19 protein-coding genes and 1 pseudogene are annotated in these 22,950 nt (G+C 66.6%); 10 read left to right on the forward strand and 10 right to left on the reverse strand.

Going from position 1 to position 22,950, the window contains the following annotated elements:
• Nucleotides 1-165 precede the first annotated feature (165 nt).
• The 9 genes from BLQ76_RS02635 to BLQ76_RS02675 all read left to right on the forward strand — a co-directional run bounded on the left by BLQ76_RS02635 (nucleotide 166) and on the right by BLQ76_RS02675 (nucleotide 10,564).
• Nucleotides 166-1,272 carry a transporter substrate-binding protein gene (locus BLQ76_RS02635; protein WP_090668422.1) on the forward strand — a complete coding sequence of 369 codons (1,107 nt, stop codon included), beginning with the start codon at nucleotides 166-168 and terminating at the stop codon, nucleotides 1,270-1,272.
• Entirely contained in the window at nucleotides 1,269-1,880 is a 612-nt protein-coding gene (locus BLQ76_RS02640; RefSeq protein WP_090668424.1) for an ANTAR domain-containing response regulator, read from the forward strand. Before BLQ76_RS02635 ends, BLQ76_RS02640 begins: the two co-directional genes overlap by 4 nt.
• Nucleotides 1,861-2,766, forward strand: coding sequence for an ABC transporter permease (locus tag BLQ76_RS02645; RefSeq protein ID WP_090668427.1), 906 nt, complete (start codon nucleotides 1,861-1,863; stop codon nucleotides 2,764-2,766). The genes BLQ76_RS02640 and BLQ76_RS02645 overlap by 20 nt, the downstream gene beginning before the upstream one ends.
• On the forward strand, nucleotides 2,766-3,686 hold the full coding sequence (locus BLQ76_RS02650) for an ABC transporter permease (RefSeq protein ID WP_090668430.1): 921 nt from the start codon (nucleotides 2,766-2,768) through the stop codon (nucleotides 3,684-3,686). Before BLQ76_RS02645 ends, BLQ76_RS02650 begins: the two co-directional genes overlap by 1 nt.
• A 29-nt stretch (nucleotides 3,687-3,715) precedes the next feature.
• Nucleotides 3,716-5,350, forward strand: coding sequence for an ABC transporter substrate-binding protein (locus BLQ76_RS02655; protein ID WP_090668433.1), 1,635 nt, complete (start codon nucleotides 3,716-3,718; stop codon nucleotides 5,348-5,350).
• A complete protein-coding gene (locus BLQ76_RS02660; RefSeq protein WP_090668436.1) occupies nucleotides 5,340-6,284 on the forward strand; it encodes an acetamidase/formamidase family protein in 945 nt (314 codons plus the stop codon). The genes BLQ76_RS02655 and BLQ76_RS02660 overlap by 11 nt, the downstream gene beginning before the upstream one ends.
• Nucleotides 6,281-8,077 carry an ABC transporter ATP-binding protein gene (locus tag BLQ76_RS02665; protein WP_090668439.1) on the forward strand — a complete coding sequence of 599 codons (1,797 nt, stop codon included), beginning with the start codon at nucleotides 6,281-6,283 and terminating at the stop codon, nucleotides 8,075-8,077. The genes BLQ76_RS02660 and BLQ76_RS02665 overlap by 4 nt, the downstream gene beginning before the upstream one ends.
• Nucleotides 8,078-8,186: 109 nt before the next feature.
• Entirely contained in the window at nucleotides 8,187-8,921 is a 735-nt protein-coding gene (locus tag BLQ76_RS02670) for a FadR/GntR family transcriptional regulator (protein WP_090668442.1), read from the forward strand.
• Nucleotides 8,922-9,082: 161 nt separating this feature from the next.
• A complete protein-coding gene (locus BLQ76_RS02675; protein ID WP_170842437.1) occupies nucleotides 9,083-10,564 on the forward strand; it encodes a GGDEF domain-containing protein in 1,482 nt (493 codons plus the stop codon).
• Between the two features lie 19 nt (nucleotides 10,565-10,583).
• On the opposite strand, the gene BLQ76_RS02680 is transcribed toward BLQ76_RS02675, so the two are convergent.
• The 6 genes from BLQ76_RS02680 to BLQ76_RS02705 form a co-directional block, all read right to left on the reverse strand.
• Nucleotides 10,584-11,747: a Gfo/Idh/MocA family protein gene (locus tag BLQ76_RS02680; RefSeq protein WP_090668446.1), complete on the reverse strand. Its 1,164-nt coding sequence runs from the start codon at nucleotides 11,745-11,747 to the stop codon at nucleotides 10,584-10,586.
• A 3-nt stretch (nucleotides 11,748-11,750) separates the two neighbouring features.
• Nucleotides 11,751-12,500 carry a sugar phosphate isomerase/epimerase family protein gene (locus BLQ76_RS02685; RefSeq protein WP_090668449.1) on the reverse strand — a complete coding sequence of 250 codons (750 nt, stop codon included), beginning with the start codon at nucleotides 12,498-12,500 and terminating at the stop codon, nucleotides 11,751-11,753.
• A 22-nt stretch (nucleotides 12,501-12,522) separates the two neighbouring features.
• Complete coding sequence (locus tag BLQ76_RS02690) at nucleotides 12,523-13,632, reverse strand: ABC transporter ATP-binding protein (RefSeq protein ID WP_090669531.1); 1,110 nt, start codon at nucleotides 13,630-13,632, stop codon at nucleotides 12,523-12,525.
• Between the two features lie 5 nt (nucleotides 13,633-13,637).
• Nucleotides 13,638-14,567 carry a carbohydrate ABC transporter permease gene (locus BLQ76_RS02695; RefSeq protein WP_090668452.1) on the reverse strand — a complete coding sequence of 310 codons (930 nt, stop codon included), beginning with the start codon at nucleotides 14,565-14,567 and terminating at the stop codon, nucleotides 13,638-13,640.
• Nucleotides 14,564-15,454, reverse strand: coding sequence for a carbohydrate ABC transporter permease (locus tag BLQ76_RS02700; RefSeq protein ID WP_210184133.1), 891 nt, complete (start codon nucleotides 15,452-15,454; stop codon nucleotides 14,564-14,566). The genes BLQ76_RS02695 and BLQ76_RS02700 overlap by 4 nt, the downstream gene beginning before the upstream one ends.
• Before the next feature lie 112 nt (nucleotides 15,455-15,566).
• Nucleotides 15,567-16,817 carry an ABC transporter substrate-binding protein gene (locus tag BLQ76_RS02705; protein ID WP_090668454.1) on the reverse strand — a complete coding sequence of 417 codons (1,251 nt, stop codon included), beginning with the start codon at nucleotides 16,815-16,817 and terminating at the stop codon, nucleotides 15,567-15,569.
• Nucleotides 16,818-16,931: 114 nt separating this feature from the next.
• Here BLQ76_RS02705 and BLQ76_RS21605 point away from each other — a divergent pair, with 114 nt between their 5' ends.
• A complete protein-coding gene (locus BLQ76_RS21605) occupies nucleotides 16,932-17,987 on the forward strand; it encodes a LacI family DNA-binding transcriptional regulator (protein WP_170842438.1) in 1,056 nt (351 codons plus the stop codon).
• Nucleotides 17,988-18,009: 22 nt separating this feature from the next.
• On the opposite strand, the gene BLQ76_RS02720 is transcribed toward BLQ76_RS21605, so the two are convergent.
• The 4 genes and pseudogenes from BLQ76_RS02720 to BLQ76_RS02735 all read right to left on the reverse strand — a co-directional run.
• The gene (locus BLQ76_RS02720) at nucleotides 18,010-19,188 is read right to left on the reverse strand and encodes a zinc-dependent alcohol dehydrogenase (RefSeq protein WP_090668460.1); all 1,179 of its coding nucleotides are present in this window, start codon (nucleotides 19,186-19,188) and stop codon (nucleotides 18,010-18,012) included.
• A 110-nt stretch (nucleotides 19,189-19,298) separates the two neighbouring features.
• On the reverse strand, nucleotides 19,299-19,910 hold the full coding sequence (locus BLQ76_RS02725) for a hypothetical protein (RefSeq protein ID WP_139183905.1): 612 nt from the start codon (nucleotides 19,908-19,910) through the stop codon (nucleotides 19,299-19,301).
• Between the two features lie 214 nt (nucleotides 19,911-20,124).
• Nucleotides 20,125-22,335: a putative bifunctional diguanylate cyclase/phosphodiesterase gene (locus BLQ76_RS02730; protein ID WP_090668465.1), complete on the reverse strand. Its 2,211-nt coding sequence runs from the start codon at nucleotides 22,333-22,335 to the stop codon at nucleotides 20,125-20,127.
• 87 nt (nucleotides 22,336-22,422) lie between these two features.
• Nucleotides 22,423-22,950: pseudogene (locus tag BLQ76_RS02735) on the reverse strand (methyl-accepting chemotaxis protein); the annotation flags it as partial.

Genomic DNA, 22,950 nt, shown 5'->3' on the forward strand with positions numbered 1-22,950 from the left:
ACATGCACAAATCCAAGGCATTCTTGGTTCTCGCATAAAGGGCTTGCATCGTTGCCATTCCAGCCCTAGCCTCTCGTTAGATACCGGCCTCGCCGGATGGCATCAGCGCCCCGTGATCCGCTTGGCAATTCGCCATGGGGACGCGGGGTTTTTTGTTGGAGCGGCATGACGCGCTTGCGCATTCCCTTGGGGCTTCTGTTCTCGCAGAGCGGCGACTATGCGCGGCTTGCGCGCGAGGCGCGCGACGGGGCGGTGGCGGCGGTCGCCGAGGTGAACCACGACCCGGCGGCCGGCGTCGAGTTCGAGGTCTTCGAGGCTGATCCGGAAGGGCGTACGGACCGCTACGCCCCACTTTGCGCCGAGCTTCTGCGCGGCCCTGTTCGTCATATCGTCGGTTGCATCACGTCCTGGAGCCGCAAGGAGGTGATCCCGGTGCTCGAGCGATACGACGCCATGCTCTGGTATGCGCCGCCCTACGAAGGTTTCGAGGCGCACGAGCGGATCGTCTATCTCGGCGCCTGCCCCAACCAGCACATCGTTCCGCTCCTTGCGTATGCGATGCCACGCTTCGGCAGCGATGCCTACCTCGTCGGCTCGAACTATATCTGGGGGTGGGAAGTGAACCGGATCGCCCGCGAGATCGTGGGCGACGCCGGCGGGCGCATCCTGGGCGAGCGCTATCTGCCGATGGGCTATACCGACGTGACGCGGATCATCGAGGAGATTCGCGCGCTCCGGCCAGCCTTCGTCGTCAACAATCTGATCGGTCCGTCGAGCTACGCCTTTCTGGAGGCCTACCACCGCCTTGGTATCGCGGATGCGTCATTCGCGCCGGCCTGCCGACCCGTCCTGTCCTGCAACCTCGTGGAGGACGAGATCGCCGCATTGAACGGGATGGCCGATGGGGTGCTTGTCGCCGGACCTTATTTCCAAACTGAAGGCACACCGTCGTCCGGCGCTCGGTCCGCCTTCATGGCGAGCGCCGCCAGCGCGGTCCAGGTGCTGGCATCCGCTGCGCGGACGGCGGCAAGCCATGCTCCCGAGGCCGTCGCCGCAACGTTCGTCGCGCGGCGCTTTGCAACATCGCTCGGCGAGGTGGCTGTCAATCCTCAGACCCATCACCTTGATCTACCGGTCCGAATCGGCCGCGCTGCGGGCGCGCGGTTCGAGCCGGTCTGGCAGAGTCCGGCCGCGGTCACACCCGATCCGTATCTGTCGCGCTATGACCCACGGGCGACCTCTCGTCGGCCTGCTCTCAGGATCGTGTCATGAGACGCGAACGCATTCCCCATCTGGGCGGCGCGCGCGCTGTCGTCCTGCACAAACCACACCCGAGCTTGGCCGTATTGACCCGGCAACTCGCAGCGATCGGACTGCAGGTGACCGAGTGCTGGCCGGAACCGAACGCCGACGTGCTCGGTGCGGACTTCCTGTTCTTCGACGTCGACCTCGGCTTCGACGCGCAGTTTCCCTGGCAGGCAGGGGAGGCGCCGATGCCGACCATCGCCCTGATCGGCTCCGAAGCGCCGGGCCGGATCGAGTGGGCGCTTTCGCACCGGGCCGATGCGCATCTCGCCAAACCGCTCGGCCAGTCCGGTGTCTATGCCGCGCTTCTGATCGCGCGGCAGGGCTTCGAAGCGCGACGACGTCTTGCTCGCGAGCTCGAGGATTTGCGTGCGCAGGTCGCCGAGCGTCGCGTCGTGGTTGCCGCCGCCCTGATTCTGGCCGGGGCCGGTGCCAGCGAAAGCGAGGCCTTCGGTCGGTTGCGCGCGCTCGCGATGTCCTGGAGGGTCGGCGTAGAGGAAGCGGCAAGACGCGTTTGTGCTGCACGTTCGGCCGAGGTGAAGGGAGGAGAGGCCGATGGAGCCGCTCGCCGTTGACGGCCGGCCGGTGCCGAGCGTCGGCATCCCGCCAACTACCCATGCCCTCGGGCGTCTTCTGTCGCGTCCGCTGGCGGTGGTCGGTCTTGCCCTGATCGTCCTGATCGTCGGAGCAGCACTGCTCGCGCCTTGGATCGCGCCCTTCGACCCGAACGAGCAGTTCTTCGACGGACTGACGGTCGAAGGCGCACCGCTTGCGCCCAACGGCACGTACTGGCTTGGGACCGACCTCTTGGGGCGCGATCTTCTCAGCCGCATCCTCTATGGTGCGCGGACCTCGCTCGTGATCGGCGTCGTCGCCAATGGTGCCGCTCTGCTGATCGGAACGCTGGTCGGGGTCGTCGCGGGATATCGGCGCGGTTGGGTCGGCACGATCCTGATGCGCTTCACCGACCTGATGATGGCCTTTCCGGCCCTGCTTCTCGCGATCTGCCTCGCGGCGATCCTGCGACCGAGCCTTTGGATCGTCGCGCTCGTGATCGCGCTCGTGAACTGGGTTCAGGTGGCGCGCGTCATCTACACGGAAACGACGGCGCTGGCCGAGCGCGACTTCATCCAGGCCGAGCGTTCGCTCGGCGCGAGCGAGACACGCATCCTCCTGCGCCACATCCTGCCGCATCTTCTGTCGACCGTGATCGTCTGGGGCACGCTCGGCATCTCGACGACCGTTCTTCTCGAAGCGACGCTCTCGTATCTCGGCGTCGGTGTTCAGCCGCCCGAGCCCTCATGGGGCAACATCATCTTCGAGAACCAGACCTACTTCCAGGCCACGCCCTGGCTGGTGTTCTTTCCCGGCGCGGCGATCCTCGTCATGGCGCTTGCCTTCAACCTCGTGGGGGACGCGCTACGCGACGTGCTCGACCCGACCGAGCGGGGGCGCGACTGATGCTGCTCTACGTCCTGCGTCGGCTGGTCCAGGCTGCGCTGATCCTTCTCGGCGTCTCGGCCATCACCTTTGCGCTTCTCTACATCCTGCCTGCGGATCCCGTGCGCCAGATCGCCGGGCGCTCGGCCACGGCTCAGACAGTCGCCAACATCCGCGCGCAGCTCGGCTTGGATCAGCCCTTCCTCGTCCAGTACGGTCGCTATCTCGCCGGACTCCTGCAGGGCGATCTCGGCCGCTCCTACCTGCAGCGCACCGACGTCGCCTCGCTGATTGGATCGCGCCTACCGGCCAGCCTCCTTCTCATGGCGGCCGGTATCGCGGCCGAGCTTCTGATCGGTCTGACGATGGGCATGTTTGCGGCCGTGCGTCGGGGCGGCGCGGCCGATCGTGCACTGATGCTCGGCTCCTTCGTCGGCGTGTCGGCGCCGCAATTCGTGGTCGGGCTTCTGCTTCTCTACGTCTTCGGCGTGCAACTGCGCTGGCTGCCCATCTCGGGCTATGGCACGCCGGCGCACCTCGTCCTTCCGGCGTTGACTCTCGGCATCCTGGGTGCCGGCTGGTACTCGCGGATGATGCGGTCCTCGATGATCGAGGTGCTGCGGCAGGACTACATCCGCACCGCTCGCGCCAAGGGTCTGCCGCGCGCGACGATCCTGTTCCGCCACGCCCTGCCCAACGCGATCCTGCCGATCGTCGCGATGATCGGCATCGACATCGGCGTCTTCATGGGCGGCATCGTCGTGGTCGAGAGCGTCTTCGGCTGGCCAGGCATCGGCCAGCTGGCCTGGCAGGCGATCCAGCGGGTCGACATCCCCATCATCATGGGTGTCACGCTCGTATCCGCCCTCGCCATCGTTCTCGGCAACCTCGTTGCCGACCTGATCGCCCCCTTCATCGACCCGCGCATCAAGCTGCGTTGATGCGTTCGAACCCACGGAGACCGAGACCCATGACGCGCAACTGGAAGCAGACGGCGGCCGCGGTCGCCCTTCTCGCCGGCCTCGGTGCCGCGCCGGCCCTGGCGCAGGACGCGGCGCCCACCAACGGCGGCACGATCACCGTCACCTACAAGGACGACGTCGCGACCCTCGACCCGGCCATCGGCTACGACTGGCAGAACTGGTCGATGATCAAGTCGCTCTTCGACGGGCTGATGGACTACGAGCCGGGCACGACCAACCTCGTGCCGGGTCTCGCCGAGTCCTACGAGATTTCGCCGGACGGCAAGGTTTTCACCTTCCGACTGCGCGAGGGCGTCAAGTTCCACAATGGCCGCGCGATGACGGCCGAGGACGTGAAGTACTCGCTCGACCGCGTCACCAACCCGGAGACGCAGTCGCCGGGCGCCGGCTTCTTCGGCTCGATCATGGGCTACGAGGCGGTGTCGAAGGGCGAGGCGAAGGAACTGACGGGCGTCACCATTCCCGACCCGCGCACCATCCGCATCGAGCTGTCCCGGCCCGACGCGACCTTCCTGCACGTGATGGCGCTGAACTTCGCCTCGGTCGTGCCGAAGGAGGCGGTGGATGCGGCCGGTGGCGACTTCGGGCGGCAGCCGGTCGGCACCGGCGCCTTCAAGCTAGCCGAATGGACGCCTGGCCAGCGCGTCGTCTTCGAGCGCAACCCGGACTACTGGCGCCAGGGGCTGCCGCATCTCGACGGCGTCACCTTCGAGATCGGGCAGGAGCCGATCGTGGCTCTGCTGCGCCTTCAGCAGGGCGAGATCGACATTCCGGGTGACGGCATTCCGCCGGCCAAATTCCAGGAGGTGATGGGCAATCCCGAGACCGCCAAGGAAGTGGTCGAAGGTGGGCAGCTTCACACCGGCTACATCACCATGAACGTGAAGATGGCGCCCTTCGATGACGTTCGCGTGCGCCGCGCCGTCAACATGGCGATCAACAAGGACCGCATCGTCCAGATCATCAACGGCCGCGCCAAGCCCGCCAACCAGCCGCTGCCGCCCTCGATGCCTGGCTATGTCGAGGGGTACGAGGGCTACAAGTACGACGTGGCGGCCGCCAAGGCACTGCTGGCCGAGGCCGGCCACGCCGACGGGTTCGAGACCGAACTCTTCGTCATGAACACCGACCCGCAGCCCCGCATCGCGCAAGCCATCCAGCAGGATCTGGCGGCGATCGGCATCAAGGCATCGATCCAGAGCCTCGCGCAGGCCAACGTCATCGAGGCCGGCGGCACCGAGACCGGCGCGGCGATGATCTGGTCGGGTGGCATGGGCTGGATCGCCGACTTCCCCGATCCGTCCAACTTCTACGGACCGATCCTCGGCTGCGCCGGCGCGGTGCAGGGCGGCTGGAACTGGAGCTGGTACTGCAACCCCGAGCTCGACAAGCTGGCGGCGGAGGCCGATGCGATCGTGGATCCGGCCAAGGCCGCCGACCGCTACAAGGCCTGGGGCGCGATCTACACGAAGATCATGGAGGACGCGCCCTGGGTGCCGGTCTTCAACGAGCAGCGCTACACGATGAAGTCGCCGCGCATGGTGGGTGAGGACAAGCTCTTCGTGGATCCCGTCACGATCCCCGTGAACTACGACAACGTGAGCGTCTCCGATGTGCGGTAAGTGCGACTACACGATACACGGTCGCTCGTTCCACTACGGCTGGGACAACACGTTTCCGCCGGCCCAGCACGTCGCGCCGGGCTCGACGGTCTTCTTCGAGTGCCATGACTCCTCGGGCGGCCAGCTGACGGCCGCCTCCACCGTCGCGGATGTCTCGACACTCGACTTCGGCAAGATCAACCCGGTGACCGGGCCGATCTTCGTCGACGGCGCCGAGCCGGGCGACGCACTCAAGGTGACAATCGACAGCTTCGAGCCGTCCGGCTTCGGCTGGACGGCGAACATTCCGGGCTTCGGTCTTCTGGCGGATCAGTTCACCGACCCGGCGCTGACGCTCTGGCGCTACGATCCGAAGACGCTGGAGCCGTCCGCCTTCGGCTCGCACGGTCGCGTGCCGCTGAAGCCCTTCGCCGGCACGATCGGCGTAGCGCCGGCCGAGCCGGGCCATCACTCCGTGGTGCCGCCGCGTCGCGTCGGCGGTAATCTCGATATCCGCGACCTGTCGGCTGGCACGGTTCTCTACCTACCGATCGAGGTGGCGGGTGCGCTCTTCTCGGTCGGCGACACCCACGCCGCGCAGGGCGACGGCGAGGTCTGCGGCACGGCCATCGAGAGCCCGATGAACGTGACGCTGAAGCTCGACCTGGTGAAGGGCGCGAACCTCAAGATGCCGCGCTTCACGACGGCCGGGCCCGTGACACGGCATCTCGACGCCAAGGGCTACGAGGTGACAACCGGCGTCGGGCCGGACCTCATGACCGGCGCACGCCAGGCGGTTGCTGACATGGTGGAGCTCCTGGCAGGCCGCTACAACATGAACCCGGTCGACGCCTACATGCTGGTCTCGACCTGCGGCGACCTGCGCATCAGCGAGATCGTCGACATGCCGAACTGGGTGGTCTCGTTCTACTTCCCGCGGGTCGTTCTGGAATGACGGCGACGGCCGCGTTGGAGGCGGCGGTCGGGGTGCCTGAAAGCCGGCACACCGTCCTCGAGGTCGAGAACCTCACCGTCGATGTCGGCACGCCGTACGGTCGCCGGGCCGTCGTGCGCGATCTTTCGTTCACGGTCGCGCACGGCGAAACCCTGTGCATCGCGGGGGAGTCGGGGTCGGGCAAGTCCATGACCTCGCTCGCGATCATGGGTCTCCTGCCGCGCCCGACCGCGCGGATCGCGAGCGGCTCCATTCGCCTCGGCGGGCGTGAGCTGACGCGGCTCGGTGAGGGGGAGATGCGCGCGGTTCGCGGCGACCGCATCGCTATGATCTTTCAGGAGCCGATGACCTCGCTGAACCCTGTGCTGACGATCGGGCGCCAGCTCACGGAGGCGATCCGTGCCCACCGCTCCGTGTCCGCCGGCGAAGCGCGCCGGCTGGCAGTGGAGGCGCTGGAGGCGGTCCGCATGCCACAGGCTGCCGCGAGGCTCGACCGCTACGCCCACGAGATGTCGGGCGGCCAGCGCCAGCGCGTCATGATCGCGATAGCGCTGGCGCTGCGGCCCGACCTTCTGATCGCCGACGAGCCGACCACGGCGCTCGACGTCACGGTCCAGGCTCAGGTCCTCTCGCTTCTGCGAGACCTGCAACGCGAGACCGGCACGGCCGTCATCCTCATCACCCACGACATGGGCGTCGTCGCCGAGATGTCGGACCGCGTCGTCCTGATGCGGCACGGCGAGGCCGTGGAAGGCGCGCCGACACAGCGCCTCTTCCGGGCGCCGGCGAGCGCCTACGCCCGCGAACTCCTCGCCGCCGTTCCGCGTATCGGCGAGGGCGCTGCACGCCGCCAGACGGTGCCTGCGGTGACCGAACGGGACGAACCGGTCGTGGCCGTATCGGACCTTCGCGTTCGCTTTCCCACCGCCTCCAACTGGTTCGGGCGGCCCGTCGCGGACCTGCATGCGGTCGGCGGCATTTCCTTCCGCATCGCACCGGGTGAAACGCTGTCGCTGGTCGGCGAGTCGGGTTGCGGCAAGTCGACCACCGCGAAGGCGCTTGCGGGGCTGGTTCCCTTTGAAGGCGATATCGTGGTCGCCGGACGCAACGCCGGCGAGCTCGATCGCGCCGGGCGAAAAGCGATGCGGCGCGACGTTCAGATGGTCTTCCAGGATCCCTACGCTTCGCTCGACCCGCGTATGACGGCAGGCGATCTCGTCGGCGAACCGCTCGTGATCCATCGGATCGAAACAACCGCAGAGCGGCGCGAGCGGGTCGCCTCGCTGTTCGAGCGCGTCGGTCTCTCTCCCGACCAGATGGGGCGCTATCCGCACGAGTTCTCGGGCGGCCAGCGGCAGCGCCTGTCGATCGCCCGCGCTCTCTCGCTCGGTCCCAAGCTGATCATCGCCGACGAAAGCGTTTCGGCCCTCGACGTCTCGGTTCAACGCCGTGTCCTCGACCTGCTCCAGGAACTGCAGGCGGAGCGGGGCGTGAGCTACCTCTTCATCTCACACGACATGGCGGTCGTGGAGAACATCTCGGATCGCGTCGCCGTCATGTACGGCGGGCAGATCGTGGAGACCGGCTCGCGCGACCAGGTTTTCGGATCACCCCATCATCCCTACACGCGCCGGCTGATCGAGGCCGTTCCCGTACCCGATCCGACCCGTCGACGGCGCGCGTTCGCGCCTATGAACGAGGCTCATCCCGACCTCGTGCACGCGCGCGGAACGCGCCCGAACGCCGTTCAACTGCGCGAGGTGGCACCGGGGCATTGGTCGGCAGCCGCATGATGTCGCGCGCTTTCCGTGCTGGGCGCCATCCATGCTAGAATAGGGTGAATTTACGACTCAGCACGAGCGCCATGGAGACCAGCCACTGCCCTTCGCCGCCGTGACGCCTATGCCAGCGGTCCGAAACCGCACGCTGCGCCTGCACGGATCCATCGCGCAGGATATCGGAACCGCGATTCTATCGGGGCGCTATCGCCCGGGCGATCTGTTGGCGAACGAGGTTCAGTTCAGCGAACAACTCAAGGTTTCGCGGACCGCTTACCGCGAGGCGGTTCGCATCCTCTCGGCCAAGGGCTTCGTCAGCAGTCGGCCGAAGGCGGGAACGCGCGTCAATCCGCGTGCCAGCTGGAATTTCCTCGATCCCGACGTGCTGCGTTGGATCTTCGAGAACGACCCGGTGGATCCCAGTTTCGTGCGTGAGCTGTTCGAGCTACGCCAGATCGTCGAGCCCTCGGCGGCCGCGCTCGCCGCAGCCCGCCGAACCGCATCGCATCTGGCGGTGTTGGAAGCAGCGTTGCAGGACATGGAAAGTCACGGACTGGCGGTCGAGGCCGGGCGTGTCGCCGACCGGTTGTTCCACGCGACGATCCTGGAAGCCACCGGTAACGGTGCCCTTGGCACCCTTGCCAGCGGCATCTCGGCGGCGGTCCGGTGGACGACCCTTCTCAAGGCGCGAGACGGCCACATGCCCCGGGACCCCATCCCCGAACACCGGGCGGTTCACGCAGCGATTGTGGCGGGCGATCCGGACCGTGCCCACGCCGCCATGGCCGGCCTCGTCGGACTGGCGTTCCAGGACATCAAGGGCATCGACCCGCGCATCGAGCTGGACCGCGACAGATAAACCGCGTCGAGAGGGCATCCCGCGCGCTTCGGCTGATGCAGGAATACCAACGCGGGGTTGCTGAAAACCAGACCTTAAGGTCCACCATGCAATGACTCTTCTCGGGAGAGGGGATGTCGATGTCGGTAGGGGATACGACTGCGGGAGGGGAAGACCGGGCCATGCGGCTCTGGTTCCGCGTCGTCGTATCGTTGCTCTGCATCACGCTTCTTGCGGTCAGCTTCTGGTTTCATTTCGCGGACATGCGGGCGGCCCGTGAGCGGGTGGAACACGAAGCCGTCCTGATGGCGCGAGCGCTCTCGCGACACGCGGCCGATCTGACGAACCTCGTCGATATGCTCCAGTTCGACATGATCCAGTCGGCAGGCCAGATCATGCGCGGCGAACTCGACGCTCCCGGGGCCGAAAGCATCTGGCGCGATCGCCTGCGGCGTCTCGATGCCGTCGAGAGCATCTGTGCGTTCGATCGGACCGGCCGCCTCGTGCTGGCTTCGGGCGAGGAATGCGCCCGTGCGCCCCAACTGGAGTGGTTTCGCCCGTTTCCGGCGATCGCATCGAAGGTCGACCAGATCGGAATGCCGTTTCGGTCTCGCACCGGTCAGGACTGGCTGATTCCAGTCATGGAGACCTGGCAGGACGCTGCCAGGCGGCCCATGGGCATCGTCGTGCTGACGCTGCGCAGCGACTACCTATCCAGCGTCTACAACAACTACGACGTGACGGGTCGTTCGGGGATCGCATTGTATCGCGCCGATGGCGTTCTCCTGTCGCGGTTCCCGATGGTCGATGATCGGATCGGGCGCACCTTCGCCGATACGGAAGCCTTCCGCCCATCCTTGAGCCTGCCGTCGGGGCTGACGTCGGGCCCGTCTCCGATCGACGGGATCGATCGCGTGCGCGCCTTCGAGCGCGTTCCCAATGCCGCGCTCAAGGTCTTCGTGGCTCTGGACGTCGGCGCGCTGGCAGGCTGGAGCGCGACGACGCTCGCGTCGTTTGCGGCGCTCGCGCTTCTGATCGTGTGCGTTCTCGTGGTCAGTCGACAACTCGACCGGCACCTCGCATCGAACTTCGACACGCGCGAGAAGATGACGCTGCAGGCGCGAACCGACGCGTTGACCGGTCTTCCCAACCGCCGCGCCTTCGACGAGGCCGTTGCACGAGAGTGGGCGAACGCCGCAGCGAACGGGACGTCGCTGTCGATGCTCCTGCTCGATGTCGACCAGTTCAAGGCCTTCAACGACACCTACGGCCATCTTTCCGGAGACGCCTGCCTTCGCCGCGTGGCGATCACGTTGCAGCAGGGTACGTTCGAGACGATCGGACATCTCGCTCGTTATGGCGGCGAGGAGTTCGCGCTCCTTCTGATCGACGTGACACCAAGTGTCGCGGTGCTCGTCGCCAACCACCTGCGAGCCAGCGTGCAGGCTCTCCAGATGCGTCACGCCGGCAACAAGGGACACGGCGTCGTGACGGTATCGATCGGCGTCGCGACCCAGGACCTGATGGACGCGCCGGCCGGCATGACGCCGGCCGATCTGATCGCCCGTGCCGATCAGGCTCTGTATCGCGCGAAGAACGCGGGACGGAACCGGGTCGAGTCGCTTCGCGAGACGGACGACGACGTAGTCGCCCTTCGCGCTTGAACGGGCTCGCCTGGGCCTATCAAGCCGCGGTGCGGCGTGCGCTCCGTTCGCCGTCCGAAAGCAAGGCCCGGCGTTCGTCCGGCGTGAACGCCGCCGGCTGCCGGCAATCGTGCCGAAGGCGGACCACCTCTCCGGTTTCCGCCGACCGCAGAATGCCGAGCATCGCCTCGAGAACGTGCAGGCCGAGTTCGCCGCTCGCGCGGTGCGGGCGTCCCGCCTCGATGGCGGCCGCCATCTCCGCCAAACCGAGACCGCGGTAGTTGGCATAGCGCGGAGCGGCGGGCGGATAATTGAGGACCATCATCCGCTCGTCTCCTGCCTCGACGGGGTTCCACGTCTCCCGGTTGTCGGCGATCTCGATCGTGCCTCCGAAGAAGTTCGGATCGGGCACGCGGATCGACGCTCCGGTGCCGTAAAGCTCGATCGGCGTCATGCCGTGCTTCCAGACGTCGAAGCTGGCGAGAAGCGTCACCTGCGCGCCGGACCGGAAGCCGAGAAGAGCGTGGAACGTGGTCGGCGTCGTCACCGGAATGACCTGTCCGACATTGGGTCCTTCTGCCGTCACGGTTCGTTCGGGCAAGCCGATCTGGCCCATCGCGATGACCTGGTCGATGGGTCCGAGCAGCGTGACCAGGGCCGAGAGGTAGTAGGGGCCCATGTCGAGAACCGGGCCGCCGCCCGGCTTGAAGTAGAAGGCCGGCGCCGGGTGCCAGTGCTCCATTCCGCGCGACATGATCGTGGCGACGCCCGAAAGCGTGCGGCCGACCGTGCCGTCCTCCATCAGGCGCCGGGCGGTCTGAGTGCCGGCACCCAGTACCGTATCCGGCGCCGTGCCGACGCGAAGGCCCTTCTCGTCGGCCAGGCGCATGATCGCCTCGCCGTCCTCCAGCGTCGTCGCCAGCGGCTTCTCGCCGTAGACGTGCTTGCCGGCGCGGAGCGCCCGCAGCGACACCTCGGCGTGGGCATCCGGGTTCGTGAGGTTCAGGACGATGTCGACATCCGGGCTCTCGTAGAGCTCGTCGAGCGAGAGAGCCTTCAGGCCGTAGGTCTGGGCGCGCGCCTCCGCGGCTTCCGGCCGGGCGTCGGCGACCGCCGTGAACTGGATGTCGCGGAAGAGCGCGGCGTTGGTGAGGTAGATGTCGGATATGACGCCGCAGCCGACGAGGCCGATACGCTGGACCATGGTTCAGTTCCCCTCGAAGCCGTTCATCGCGCGCAGGCTCGTCTCTGCGAAGCGGCGGAAGTCGGACGGATTGTCATGCTCGGCCACCATTAGGTCGCAGCCGGCAGCCTTGGCGGCTCGCCAGATCGCTGGCCAGTCCATCGTGCCGGTGCCGACATCCGCCCAGCCGTCCTCGTCCGTCTTCTCACCCGCGGGCGCTATGTCCTTGACGTGCAGGGCGTCGATGCGCCCGTTGTAGCGCTCGATCCAGCGCACGGGATCTTCGCCGCCGCGCACGATCCAGGCCGCGTCCGCTTCCCAGGCGATGGTCCCGGACGCCTCCAGGATGTGCTCGATCGGACGGGAACCGTCGTCCAGCGCGCGCATCTCGAAGTCGTGGTTGTGCCAGGCGAAGCGCAACCCCTCCGCCGAGACGCGGTCCGCCATGGCCGCGAGGCGCTGGGCGAAGGCGCGCCAACCGTCCGCATCGTTCGGGCGGTCGGCGGGCAGAAGGTAGGGTACCACGACCAGTCCGATGTTGAGGCGCCGGACGATCTCGAGCGTGCGGTCGAACCGGTTTTCCAGGAGATCGACCGAGAAGTGGCCGCTCGGCACCGAGAAGCCGTTCGCTTGCACGCCCCCGGCCAAGGCGTCGAGGTCCTCGTAGAGGCCGCCGAACGGCTCGACGGCCTTATAGCCGAGCGAGGCGAGCGTCGAGAGTTGATCGGCGAGCGGCGGGAAGTTGCGCGCCGAGTAAAGCTGCATCGAGTTCATGGGCGATGTCCGGTTGGAGATGTCAGAGCCGCTCGCCGCTGGCCGTATCGAACAGCGAGGCGCGGGCGGGATCGAAGGAGAAGCGGATCGTCTCGCCGACCTGGAAGCGTCGCTCGCCATCGGTCCGGATCGAGAACGCGCGGTCGGCAAACCGCGTCCAGACGAGCGTGTCGGCGCCCATCGGCTCCACGACCTCGACAGGTGCTTCGGCCTCGAAGGCGTATTCGCCGGGCCGGATCGAGACGTGCTCGGGTCGAACACCGAGCGTTGCCGACCGGGCGGATGCAGCCGACTGGAAGCCGTAGCGCTCCAGGGGAACGCGAACGCCGGCCGCCTCGAAGACCGGTGCGCCGGCACCGGCAATGATCTGCCCTTCGATGAAGTTCATGGCCGGCGATCCGATGAAGCCGGCAACGAAGAGGTTCCGCGGACGCGCATAAACCTCGGCCGGGGCATCGAGCTGCTGGATGACGCCGCCGCGCATGACGGCGATCCGATCGGCCAGGGTCATCGCCTCGATCTGATCGTGCGTGACGTAGATCATCGTGTTGCCGAGCTCCTGGTGGAGCTTCTTGATCTCGACCCGCAGTTCGGCGCGCAGCTTGGCGTCGAGGTTCGAGAGCGGCTCGTCGAACAGGAAGACGTCGACCTCGCGAACCAAGGCGCGTCCGATGGCGACGCGCTGACGCTGCCCGCCGGACAACTCGCCCGGTCGGCGCTTCAGGAGCGGTTCGAGTTGCAGGAGCTTGGCCGCCGCCGCCACGCGTCGCTCGATCTCCGCCTTCGGCGTCTTCGTCATGCGGAGGCCGAAGGACAGATTCTCGGCCACCGTCATGCGTGGATATAGCGCGTAGGACTGGAACACCATTCCGATGCCCCGCTCGGCCGGCTCCGCCCAGGTCACGTTGCGACCCGAGATCCAGATCTCGCCCTCGGACACGTCGAGTAGACCCGCGATCGCATTCAGGAGCGTGGACTTGCCGCAGCCCGACGGTCCGAGCAGGACCAGGAACTCGCCTCGCGCGATCGCAAGGTCCATGCTCTTCATGACATCGAGCGAGCCGTACTGGATGCCGAGATCCTTGACCTCGACCGCGCTCTCGCGAGCCTCCGCCGCTTTTAGCTGCGTCATCGCGTTCATCCCTTGACGCTCCCGGCTGCGATGCCCCGCACGAACCAGCGGCCGGACACGAAGTAGACGACGAGCGGCACCAGCGCCGTGAGGATGGTGGCCGCCATGTTGACGTTGTAGAGGCGCTCGCCCTGGGTCGAATTGACGATGTTGTTGAGCTGAACCGTCATCGGAAGGTTCTCGCGTCCCGCGAAGACCAGTCCCAGGATGAAGTCGTTCCAGATGCCAGTGACCTGCAGGATCGCGGCGACGACCAGGATCGGCGTCGACATGGGCAGGAGGACGCGGAAGAAGATCTGCCAGAAGCCCGCACCATCCACGCGCGCCGCCTTGAACAGTTCCGACGGCAGGCTCCCGTAGTAGTTGCGGAAGAGCAGCGTCATCACCGGAAGCCCGAAGGTCGTGTGGATCAGGACGATGCCCGGCAGCGAGCCATAGAGGCCGACAGTCGAGAACATGCGCACTAACGGGTAGATGAAGACCTGATAGGGGATGAAGGCGCCGAGCAGCAGGACCGCGAACAGAAGGTTCGCGCCCTTCGGACGCCAGAGCGAGAGGGCGTAGCCCGTCACCGACCCCACCGCGATCGAGATCAGGACGCTCGGCACGAGGATCTGCATCGAGTTCAGGAAGCCGGTCTGGATGCCGTTGCAGGCGAGACCCGTGCAGGCGGTCGACCAGGCGGCACGCCAGGCCTCGAAGGTCAGGTCGGCGGGCCATGCGAAGATCGATGAGACGCGGATCTCGTCCATCGTCTTCAGCGACGTCATCAGCATGATGTACAACGGCAGGAGGAAGAAGAGGGCCGCGATCGCCAGAAAGGCGTAGAGCCCGACCCGACCCGCTGTCAGATGGCGTGGCTTCGGTCCACGAGCCGTCGCCGGAAAGGCCCGACCGGCGACGGGAAGGGCGGGGGACGAGGTGACGACGCTCATGCGTGGGCCCCCGCACGATCCTTGCGAAAGTACTCGACGTAGAGCCAAGGCACCAGGACGCAGAGCACGGTCACGAGCATGACGCTGGAAGCCGCCGTCGCAAGACCGATGTTCTGGCGGCTGAACAGGTAGTCCATGACGAAGGTCGCGGGCATCGACGTCGCCGTGCCGGGACCGCCGTTGGTCAGCGCGATCACGAGATCGTAAACCTTCACCACCGCGATCGAGAGCAGCACGACGGACGTCACGATCATCGGCTTGAGAAGCGGCAGGACGATCGAAAGGTAGAACCGCCAGGCGGGTACGCCGTCGACGCGGGCGGCCTTCCAGAGTTCCTGGTCGACCCCGCGCAGACCCGCGAGCATCAGCGCCATGACGAGGCCGGACGCCTGCCAGACGCCGGCGATGACGACCGCGTAGATCGCCATGTCCCGCTGAACGCTCCAGTCGAACGAGAAGCTCGTCCATCCGAGGTCGCGCACCGACTTCTGAATGCCGAGCGTCGGGTTCATCATCCACTGCCAGATGAGGCCGGTGACGATGAAGCTCATGGAATAGGGATAAAGGAAGATTGTGCGCAGCCCGTCCTCGGCGCGAATGCGCTGGTCGAGGGCGACCGCCAGAAGAAAGCCGAGCACCAGGCATATGCCGACGAAGAGCACGCCGAACGTCGCGATGTTCTGCAGCGACACAAGCCAGCGGGCGTCGTTGAACAGCCGGGCGTACTGGTCCGCGCCCACGAAGTTGTTGACGGGCAGAAGCCTCGAGCTGGTCAGCGAGATCCAGACGGTCCAGGCCATCGTGCCGAGATAGGCGAAGACGACCACGAGAAGGGCGGGGATCAGCGCAAGGCGCGGGGCCCAGGCGATCTTGCGTCTCTGTGTCACGAGGGACCTCCAACGCGAGCGGGAAACGATCCGGCGGCGGGGGAGGGCCGCCGCCGGACGGCGGACATCGGAACGGCTGTGGAGGTCGCGAACGGACCTCCGAGGCGAACCGTCAGTCGGCGGAGCCGATGATGTCCGCGTAGGTCGCGACGAAGTCGTCCGCACTCGCCGAGGGGTTGGAGAAGAAGTTCGTGATCGCGTCCTGCAACTGGCCGGTCGTGTCGGCCGAGATCATGTAGGTCGCGGCCGGAACCTGCTTGGCGGGATCGCGCACCTCGGACACGCCCTTCTGGGCGCAGGCGTCCATCTTCGAGGTGTCGACATCCGTGCGGACGGGGATCGAGCCCTTCACGTTGTTGAACTCAATCTGCGTTTCGGGATCCAGCATGGTCTTGGCCAGGAGCGCCTGGGGCGTCGTCGGCGTATCAGATCCGTTCTTCGGGAAGACGAACACGTCGCCGCCCATGACGTAGCCTGCGTCGCCCGGAACGAGCGCGCAGCCCGCATCCTGGCCGGGCGTCATCTTGGCGTTGATGAAGTCGCCCTTGGCCCAATCGCCCATGATCTGGACGCCGGCCTTGCCCGTGATCACCATCGCCGTGGCGTCGTTCCAGTTGCGGCCCGGCGCGCCCGCGTCGACATAGTTGCGCAGCTTCGCGAAGTCCTCGACCGACTTCTTGAACTCGGGCGAGTTGACGAGCGCCGTGTCGTGGTCGCGGAAGATCTTGATGAAGTTGTCCTTGCCCACGTGGCCGAGCAGGAAGGCGTCAAAGACCAGCGTCTCCTGCCAGGCTTGACCGCCCCAGGCCATGGGCGTGACGCCGGCAGCCTTGAGCTTGTCGAGGGCGGCAAAGAGCGCGTCAAACGTCGTGGGCGCTTCGGTGATGCCGGCCTTCTGGAACGTGGCGGCGTTGTAGAACATCCAGTTCTGACCGTGGATGTTCACCGGCACCGCATAGAACTTGCCATCGCGCGAGGCGGCGTTGACGATCGCCTCCGGCATGACCGACGTCCAGTTGCCTTCCGTCGCGACGCTGGACATGTCGGCCAGGAGGTCCTGTCCCACGAGGTCGTCGAACTGACGGCCGGTGTTGAACTGAGAGGAGGCCGGCGGATTGCCGCCGATGATGCGGTTGATCGCGGCGGCGCGGGCGGCTTCGCCACCGGCCACGGCCGAATCGACCCACTCGCCGCCACCGGCCTTGAACCGGTCCGCGAACACCTTGACGGCCGCGGCCTCGCCGCCGGACGTCCACCAGTGCATGACCTCGGCGCGCTCCGGCGACTGGGCTCGGGCGGGACCAAAGGCCGTGATGGCCAGAAGGGCTACGCCCGCAAGGGCGCACGTCGTCCGCAATGTCATGATCGTCTGTCTCCCAGCGTTTCGATCCGGCGGCTCGTGACGAGCTCATTTGTAATCGATTACAATCTCAGGCTAGACTGGACCGAACGCGGTTGGCAAGGGGGGAACACAACTGTGAGCGGTTCGGCAGCGGAGGCGGCGAGGGATCCCGTCCGGACCGGGAGCGCGGTCACGATCACCGATGTCGCGCGCGTTGCCGGCGTTTCGACGGCGACCGTCTCGCGCGCCTTGGCGCAGCCCGACAGCGTGCGTGGGCCGACGCGCGCCCGTGTGCTGCAGGCCATCCGCGAGCTCGGCTATGTCCCGAACGCCGCCGCCCGCAGCCTGCGTCGAGGCCGAACGCGCACCGTGTTGATCGTCGTGCCGAAGCGTGCCAACCCGCCCTTCTTCGCCGAGGTTCTGCGCGGCATCGATGTGACGCTGGCGGCGGCCGGCTACTCGGCGATCATGGGCAATCTCGATGAGGACGGCGCGCGTGAACGCCAACTGGCGGAGCTGGTTTTTTCCGGTCATATCGACGGCGTGATCGTCCTGTCGGGCATTTTGCCGCGCATCGACGATCGCTCAATTTTGGAGGCCGCGATCCCGATCGTCAGCGCCTGTGCTCCGATCGACCAACGCGGCTACAGCGTTCTGACGGACGAGGGCGAGGCGATCGTCGCGGCCCTGCACCACTTGATCGAACTCGGTCACCGCCGTTTGGCGCACCTCGCCGGCCCGGACGGCAACTTCAACGCCGAGACCCGCTGGAACGCGCTCAAGCGTTTCATGAGCGGCCAGACGGAGCCCGGCATCACGCTCGAGAAGTTGCAGGGACAGTTCACCTTCGAAGGCGGCGAAGAGGCGGCCGCCGCCTTTCTGGCCCTCGACCCCGCCCCGACGGGCGTCGTCGCCTGCTCGGACGAGGCGGCCATCAGCTTCATGAAGGCTCTACGAGCGGCAGGGCGGCGTGTGCCCCAGGACGTATCGATCGTCGGATTCGACGGGATCGAGTTCGCGGACTATTGCGAGCCGGCGTTGACGACGGTGTGCCAGCCGCGATTCCTGATCGGCGAAACCGCGGCACGGCAACTTCTCGCCTTCCTGGACGGCAACGGGCCGACGGAGCGGCACGTCGTCCTGCCCAACCAGCTGCGCGTTGCCGGATCCAGCGCGCCGCCCCCGGCCTGAACGCCGGAGGCGGAGCGATGCGTCAGCCGTGCGGTCGGATCACGACCTTGGTGCAGTTGTCCTTCTTCTCCTGGAACAGCTTGTAGAGTTCCGGGCCGTCTTCCAGGCTGGTCGAGCGATGGCTGATGATGAACGAGGGGTCGATCTCGCCGCGCTCGATGCGCTCGAGCAACGGCTTCATGTAGCGCAACATGTGGGTCTGACCGGTCTTCAACGTCAGACCCTTGTTCATGAGAACCCCCATCATGACCGGTCCGACCGGACCCGCATAGACGCCGGGCATCGACACGACACCGCCGGGACGGCAGGCGATGACCGCCTGGTTGAAGGCGAACGGCCGTTCCATGGAAACGGTCGCCGACATCACCGCCGACGAGACCTTCTGCGCCAGCGTGTCGGCACCGTGCGACTCCATGCCGACCGCCTCGATCACGGCGTCCGGCCCCTGGCCGGCCGTCATCTCCATCAGGCGGTCCTGGATATTCTCGTCGCCGAAGTCGATCGTCTCCGCGCCGGCCTGCCGGGCCAGCGCCAGGCGCTCAGGCACGCTGTCGATCGCGATCACGCGCTCGGCTCCCAGCATCAGGGCGCATTTCACGGCCAGGACGCCGACCGGACCGCAGCCCCAGATGGCCACCGTCTCGCCGCCCTTCAGGTCGCAGTTTTCGGCGGCCATGTAGGCGGTCGGGAAGATGTCGGAAAGGAAGAGGACCTGCTCGTCCGACAGGCCCGGCGGTACGACGAGCGGCCCGACGTCGGCGTGGGGAACACGCAGGTACTCGGCCTGTCCGCCGGCGAAGCCGCCGGTGATGTGCGAGTAGCCGAAAAGACCGGCCAGGGGGTAGCCGAACTGTTCCGCCTGCATACGGCCGTTGGGATTGGTGCGCTCGCAGCAGCTCCAGTTGCCCCAGCGGCATTGACGGCACTCGCCGCAGCAGATCGTGAACGGAACAACGACGCGATCACCGACCTTCAGGCGGCTGGCGCCCCGGCCCACCTCCACGACCTCGCCCATGGTCTCGTGACCGACGATATCGCCGCTCTTCATGGTCGGCATGTAGCCGCCGTAGAGGTGGAGGTCGGAACCGCAGATCGCGCAGGCCGTGACCTTGATGACGACATCGCGGTCATCCTCGATCTTGGGATCGGGGACCGTCTCGCATCGCATGTCGCCCTTGCCGTGCCAGGTCAGCGCTTTCATCGGCCTACTCCGTCTGCCAGATTGGGTCCGACGGACGGCGTCCTGGGCCTAGCGCCATCAGGCGCGAAAGGCCGTGTGGCGCTCGATGGTCTGCCGTCCGTCTCGCGGGATCAACCGGTGGTTTCGGGCAGGGTTCCGGGCTTGTTCGCGTCGCGGCTACGCGGTGCCGCTGCCACGCGCCGGACCGATCGGACGTCGCGGATGGCTACGTCTGGCGACCTGAAGGCCATGCCGGTCGCAAAGAGCGCGAGGTAGAGGTAGGCGCCGAGTTCGAGCGTTTCCTCGATCTCGACGAGAATGCGGTGCTCAGCGAGTTCCGCCAGTCCCAGAAGCACCGCCGCAAGAGCGACGGGCCAGACCCACAGGATGTTGCCGAGATCGACGACACGACGCCACGGCGCATGCTTAAGCAGCAACACAAGCGCACAGATCGTTCCAGCACCCACCGCGAAGACGGCCTTAGCCGGGCGCGTCGCGCAGATGCCGCCCTCGTAGAAGGCACTCTCACAGGCCGGGATCTCGCGTTGCAAGGCCAGCAGGCAAGCCAGGATCAGGACGGCGCTGAAGACGGCTCGCGCCCCCGACGAGCGAACCAGGGCGTGGGCGAACAGGATCGCCGAAAGGCCGAGAAGCGCCATCTGCGGGGTTTCGATCAGTCCGTTCTCCCGAAACACGGACGGCCAAACGACGAGGAGCGTCTCGCCGAAAAGCGGCGCGGCCACCAGAATCAGTAGAAACCCTAGTGCCCAGGAAGCGAAGCTGGGCTTGGCCGTGTCAGGCCAGTCAATCAAATGCGAGCGCGATGCCATCTGGGAGCGACCTATTCCTGCGCTTCCCGACATGCGTTGCGAAGCTTTCGTGACGGAGCATAGGCCGGGACGAAAGCGGAATCCACGACATTATAGGGCTTGCTTATTGCCTCGGTTTGCGGGCGCTCTAACGCGGTGTCCGATGCGACGCAGCCACCAGCGGTTCGTTCGCGACCAGGAAGCGCGCCTCGAATTCCGCCGCTGGTACCGGCCGTCCGAACAGATAGCCTTGACCTTCCGGACAGTGACGTCGAACGAACTCCGCCTGCGCCGGCGTCTCGATCCCTTCTGCGATCACCTCGAGTTCGAAGCCCTCCGCAAGGCGCGCGACGGCTTCAATCACCGCCATGGCCGATCTCTGGTTGGACAGGTCGCTGACGAAGGAGCGATCGATCTTGAGGCGCGAGACCGGGAACTCCCTGAGCATCGTCAGCGAGGCATATCCCGTTCCATAGTCGTCGAAGGCGATCCCCACGCCAAGGCGGCGCAGGTCTTCGAGAATCGCGGCGATCCGGCCCTCGTTGCGCAGGATCGTGTTCTCCGTGATCTCCAGTTCGAGCGCCTCCGGCGCTAGTCCGAAGTCCCGCAAGGCGGTCTGAACCGTCGACGAGAGGCCGCTGGCTCGAAACTGAGCCGCGAAGAGGTTGACGCCCATGCGGAAGCGCTCGCCGCCGCCCGGTTGCCATAAGGCAGCCTGCGCGCAGGCTGTGCGCAAGATCCATTCTGACACGGGTACCGCGAGCAAGCCCTCCTCGATGGTCGACAGGAAGGCTGCCGGAGACAGGACGCCGCGTTCGGGGTGGTTCCAGCGGATCAATGCCTCCGCTCCCACGACGGCACCGTCAGCCAGCCGGACCTGCGGCTGATAGTAGAGTTCGAATTCGCCCCGCTCCCAAGCCTGCCGAACGCTCGATGTCAGGGACACGCGCGAGCGCTCCAGCGGCCGCAGATCCGGCGTGAACAGACGCACTGCCTGCTTGCCCTCGCTCTTGGCTCGATAGAGCGCTAGATCGGCATCCGCCATCAGCCGCTCGACGTCCCACCGCCCGCCTGCGCCAAGCGCGACACCACAACTGGCGCCGATGTAGACGCCGCGCTCGCCGACCTCGATCGGTTGCTCGATCTCCCGGATCACAGCATTGCCCAAAGCCGCGGCCGCCAGCGGATCGGCGCAATCCTCAAGCACGGCCACGAACTCGTCGCCGCCGAGCCGAGCTGTCAGACACTGCGGTGTCGCAAGCGCCTCCAGACGTCCGGCGACAACGCGCAGCACCGCATCGCCGGCCGCGTGACCGAGGCTGTCGTTGACTTCCTTGAAGCCATCCAGATCGAAGAGCAGGACGGCGCAGGCGGCCTGACGCCCGGCGATTGACGCGATGTGCTTCTCGAGAGCGCGCCTGTTCGCCAAGCCGGTCAACGGATCGAAGCTTGCCTCGCGTTGCAGGCGGGTCTCCGCTTCGACCCGGTCCGTGATGTCCCGGATGATGGCACCGAACCGGTGCTCTCCGGCTTCGGTCCAATGGGACAACGAGAGTTCAATCGGAAACTCCGTCCCGTCGCGACGGCATGCCGATACGGTCACGAGCGAACCGATCAGCCGCGTCGGCTCGCCACGGATCGCGGCGGCAAATCCCGCTTCGTGCATGGCTCGCATTCGGGGCGGCACGATCATCGACAACGACCGGCTGATCGCCATCTCGGCGGGATATCCGAACATGCGCTCGGCGGCCGTGTTCCAGGTCAGAACGCGGTTCGCGCCATCCGCACAGACGATCGCATCTGCCGACGCACCGGCCACGGCATCGAAGCGACGCCGGCTGCTATCGGCCGCGATCGCGGCCCGACGCGCTTCGAGACGCTCCATGGCCATCGCAGCGAGATCACGCAGCATCGCTTGTTGCGCAGGTCCGAAATCGTGACGCGAGCGCGTATCCTTGATGCAGAAGCTGCCGATCGCATGCCCGTCTTCGGCAACGAGCGGGGCTCCGGCGTAGAACCGGATGCCCGGCTCACCTATCACCCATGGCGAGTTGCGAAACCGAGGATCCGCCGACGCATCGGGGACCACCAGCACATCCTCCTTCCGGATGGCATGCGTGCAGAACGAGCCATCCCGATCCGTCGAGCAGACATCCAGACCAACCCGGGCCTTGAAGAACTGATGATCGGCCGCGACGAACGAGATCGCGACGATTGGAACATCGAACACATGCTTCGCATGCCGCACGAGCAGGTCGAACGCCTCTTCCGGCTCCGACGCCAGGATGCGGTAGCCAGCGAGGGTTCGCAGTCGCCCCGGCTCGTCGTCGGGAAGGGAGTCGGTGGCTGGACGGGACATCGCCGCTCGCAGATCGGATGGGTCATTGTATAGCGCCGCCGGCTATTGTTTCGGCCGGCGGCACCGCGATCCCGATGGGGAAGTAGCTCAACCGGTTCGGCGCACGAAGTCCGCATCCTGGTCCAGTTTGAGATCGATGCCTTCGTCGGAGGAGCGGTTCGGCACGCCCTCTCGTGGCTGAGTGCCGGAGAACGCTAGGGCTCTCGCCTGCAGGCTGCGCACATCGCTCGACTGTGCCGGAGCGGGTGCCGTGTCGAGGGACGAGCGGGCCTCCAGTTGAAAGAAGGCGGTTCGCTGGTTGAGGCTGCTGGCCTCGCCCGACAGGGCTTCGGCGGTGGCGGTCATCTCGGTGGCGGCGCCGGCGTTGGCCTGCGTCACCTGGTCGAGCTGCACCACGGCCTGGTTGATCTGCTCGATGCCCACCGACTGCTCGCGGCACGCCGCCGAGATCTCGGCCACCAGCTCCGTGGTCTGCTGGATCGCCGGCAAAAGCTCGGCCATCTTGCGGCCCGCCCCGGCCGCCGTGTCGAGCGTGCCCGACGACAGCGTCCCGATCTCCACCGCCGCCCCTTGCGCGCGCTCGGCCAGCTTGCGCACCTCGCTCGCCACCACCGC

It is taken from the genome of Aureimonas jatrophae, from assembly GCF_900104035.1.
In the GTDB taxonomy this organism is placed as follows: domain Bacteria; phylum Pseudomonadota; class Alphaproteobacteria; order Rhizobiales; family Rhizobiaceae; genus Aureimonas; species Aureimonas jatrophae.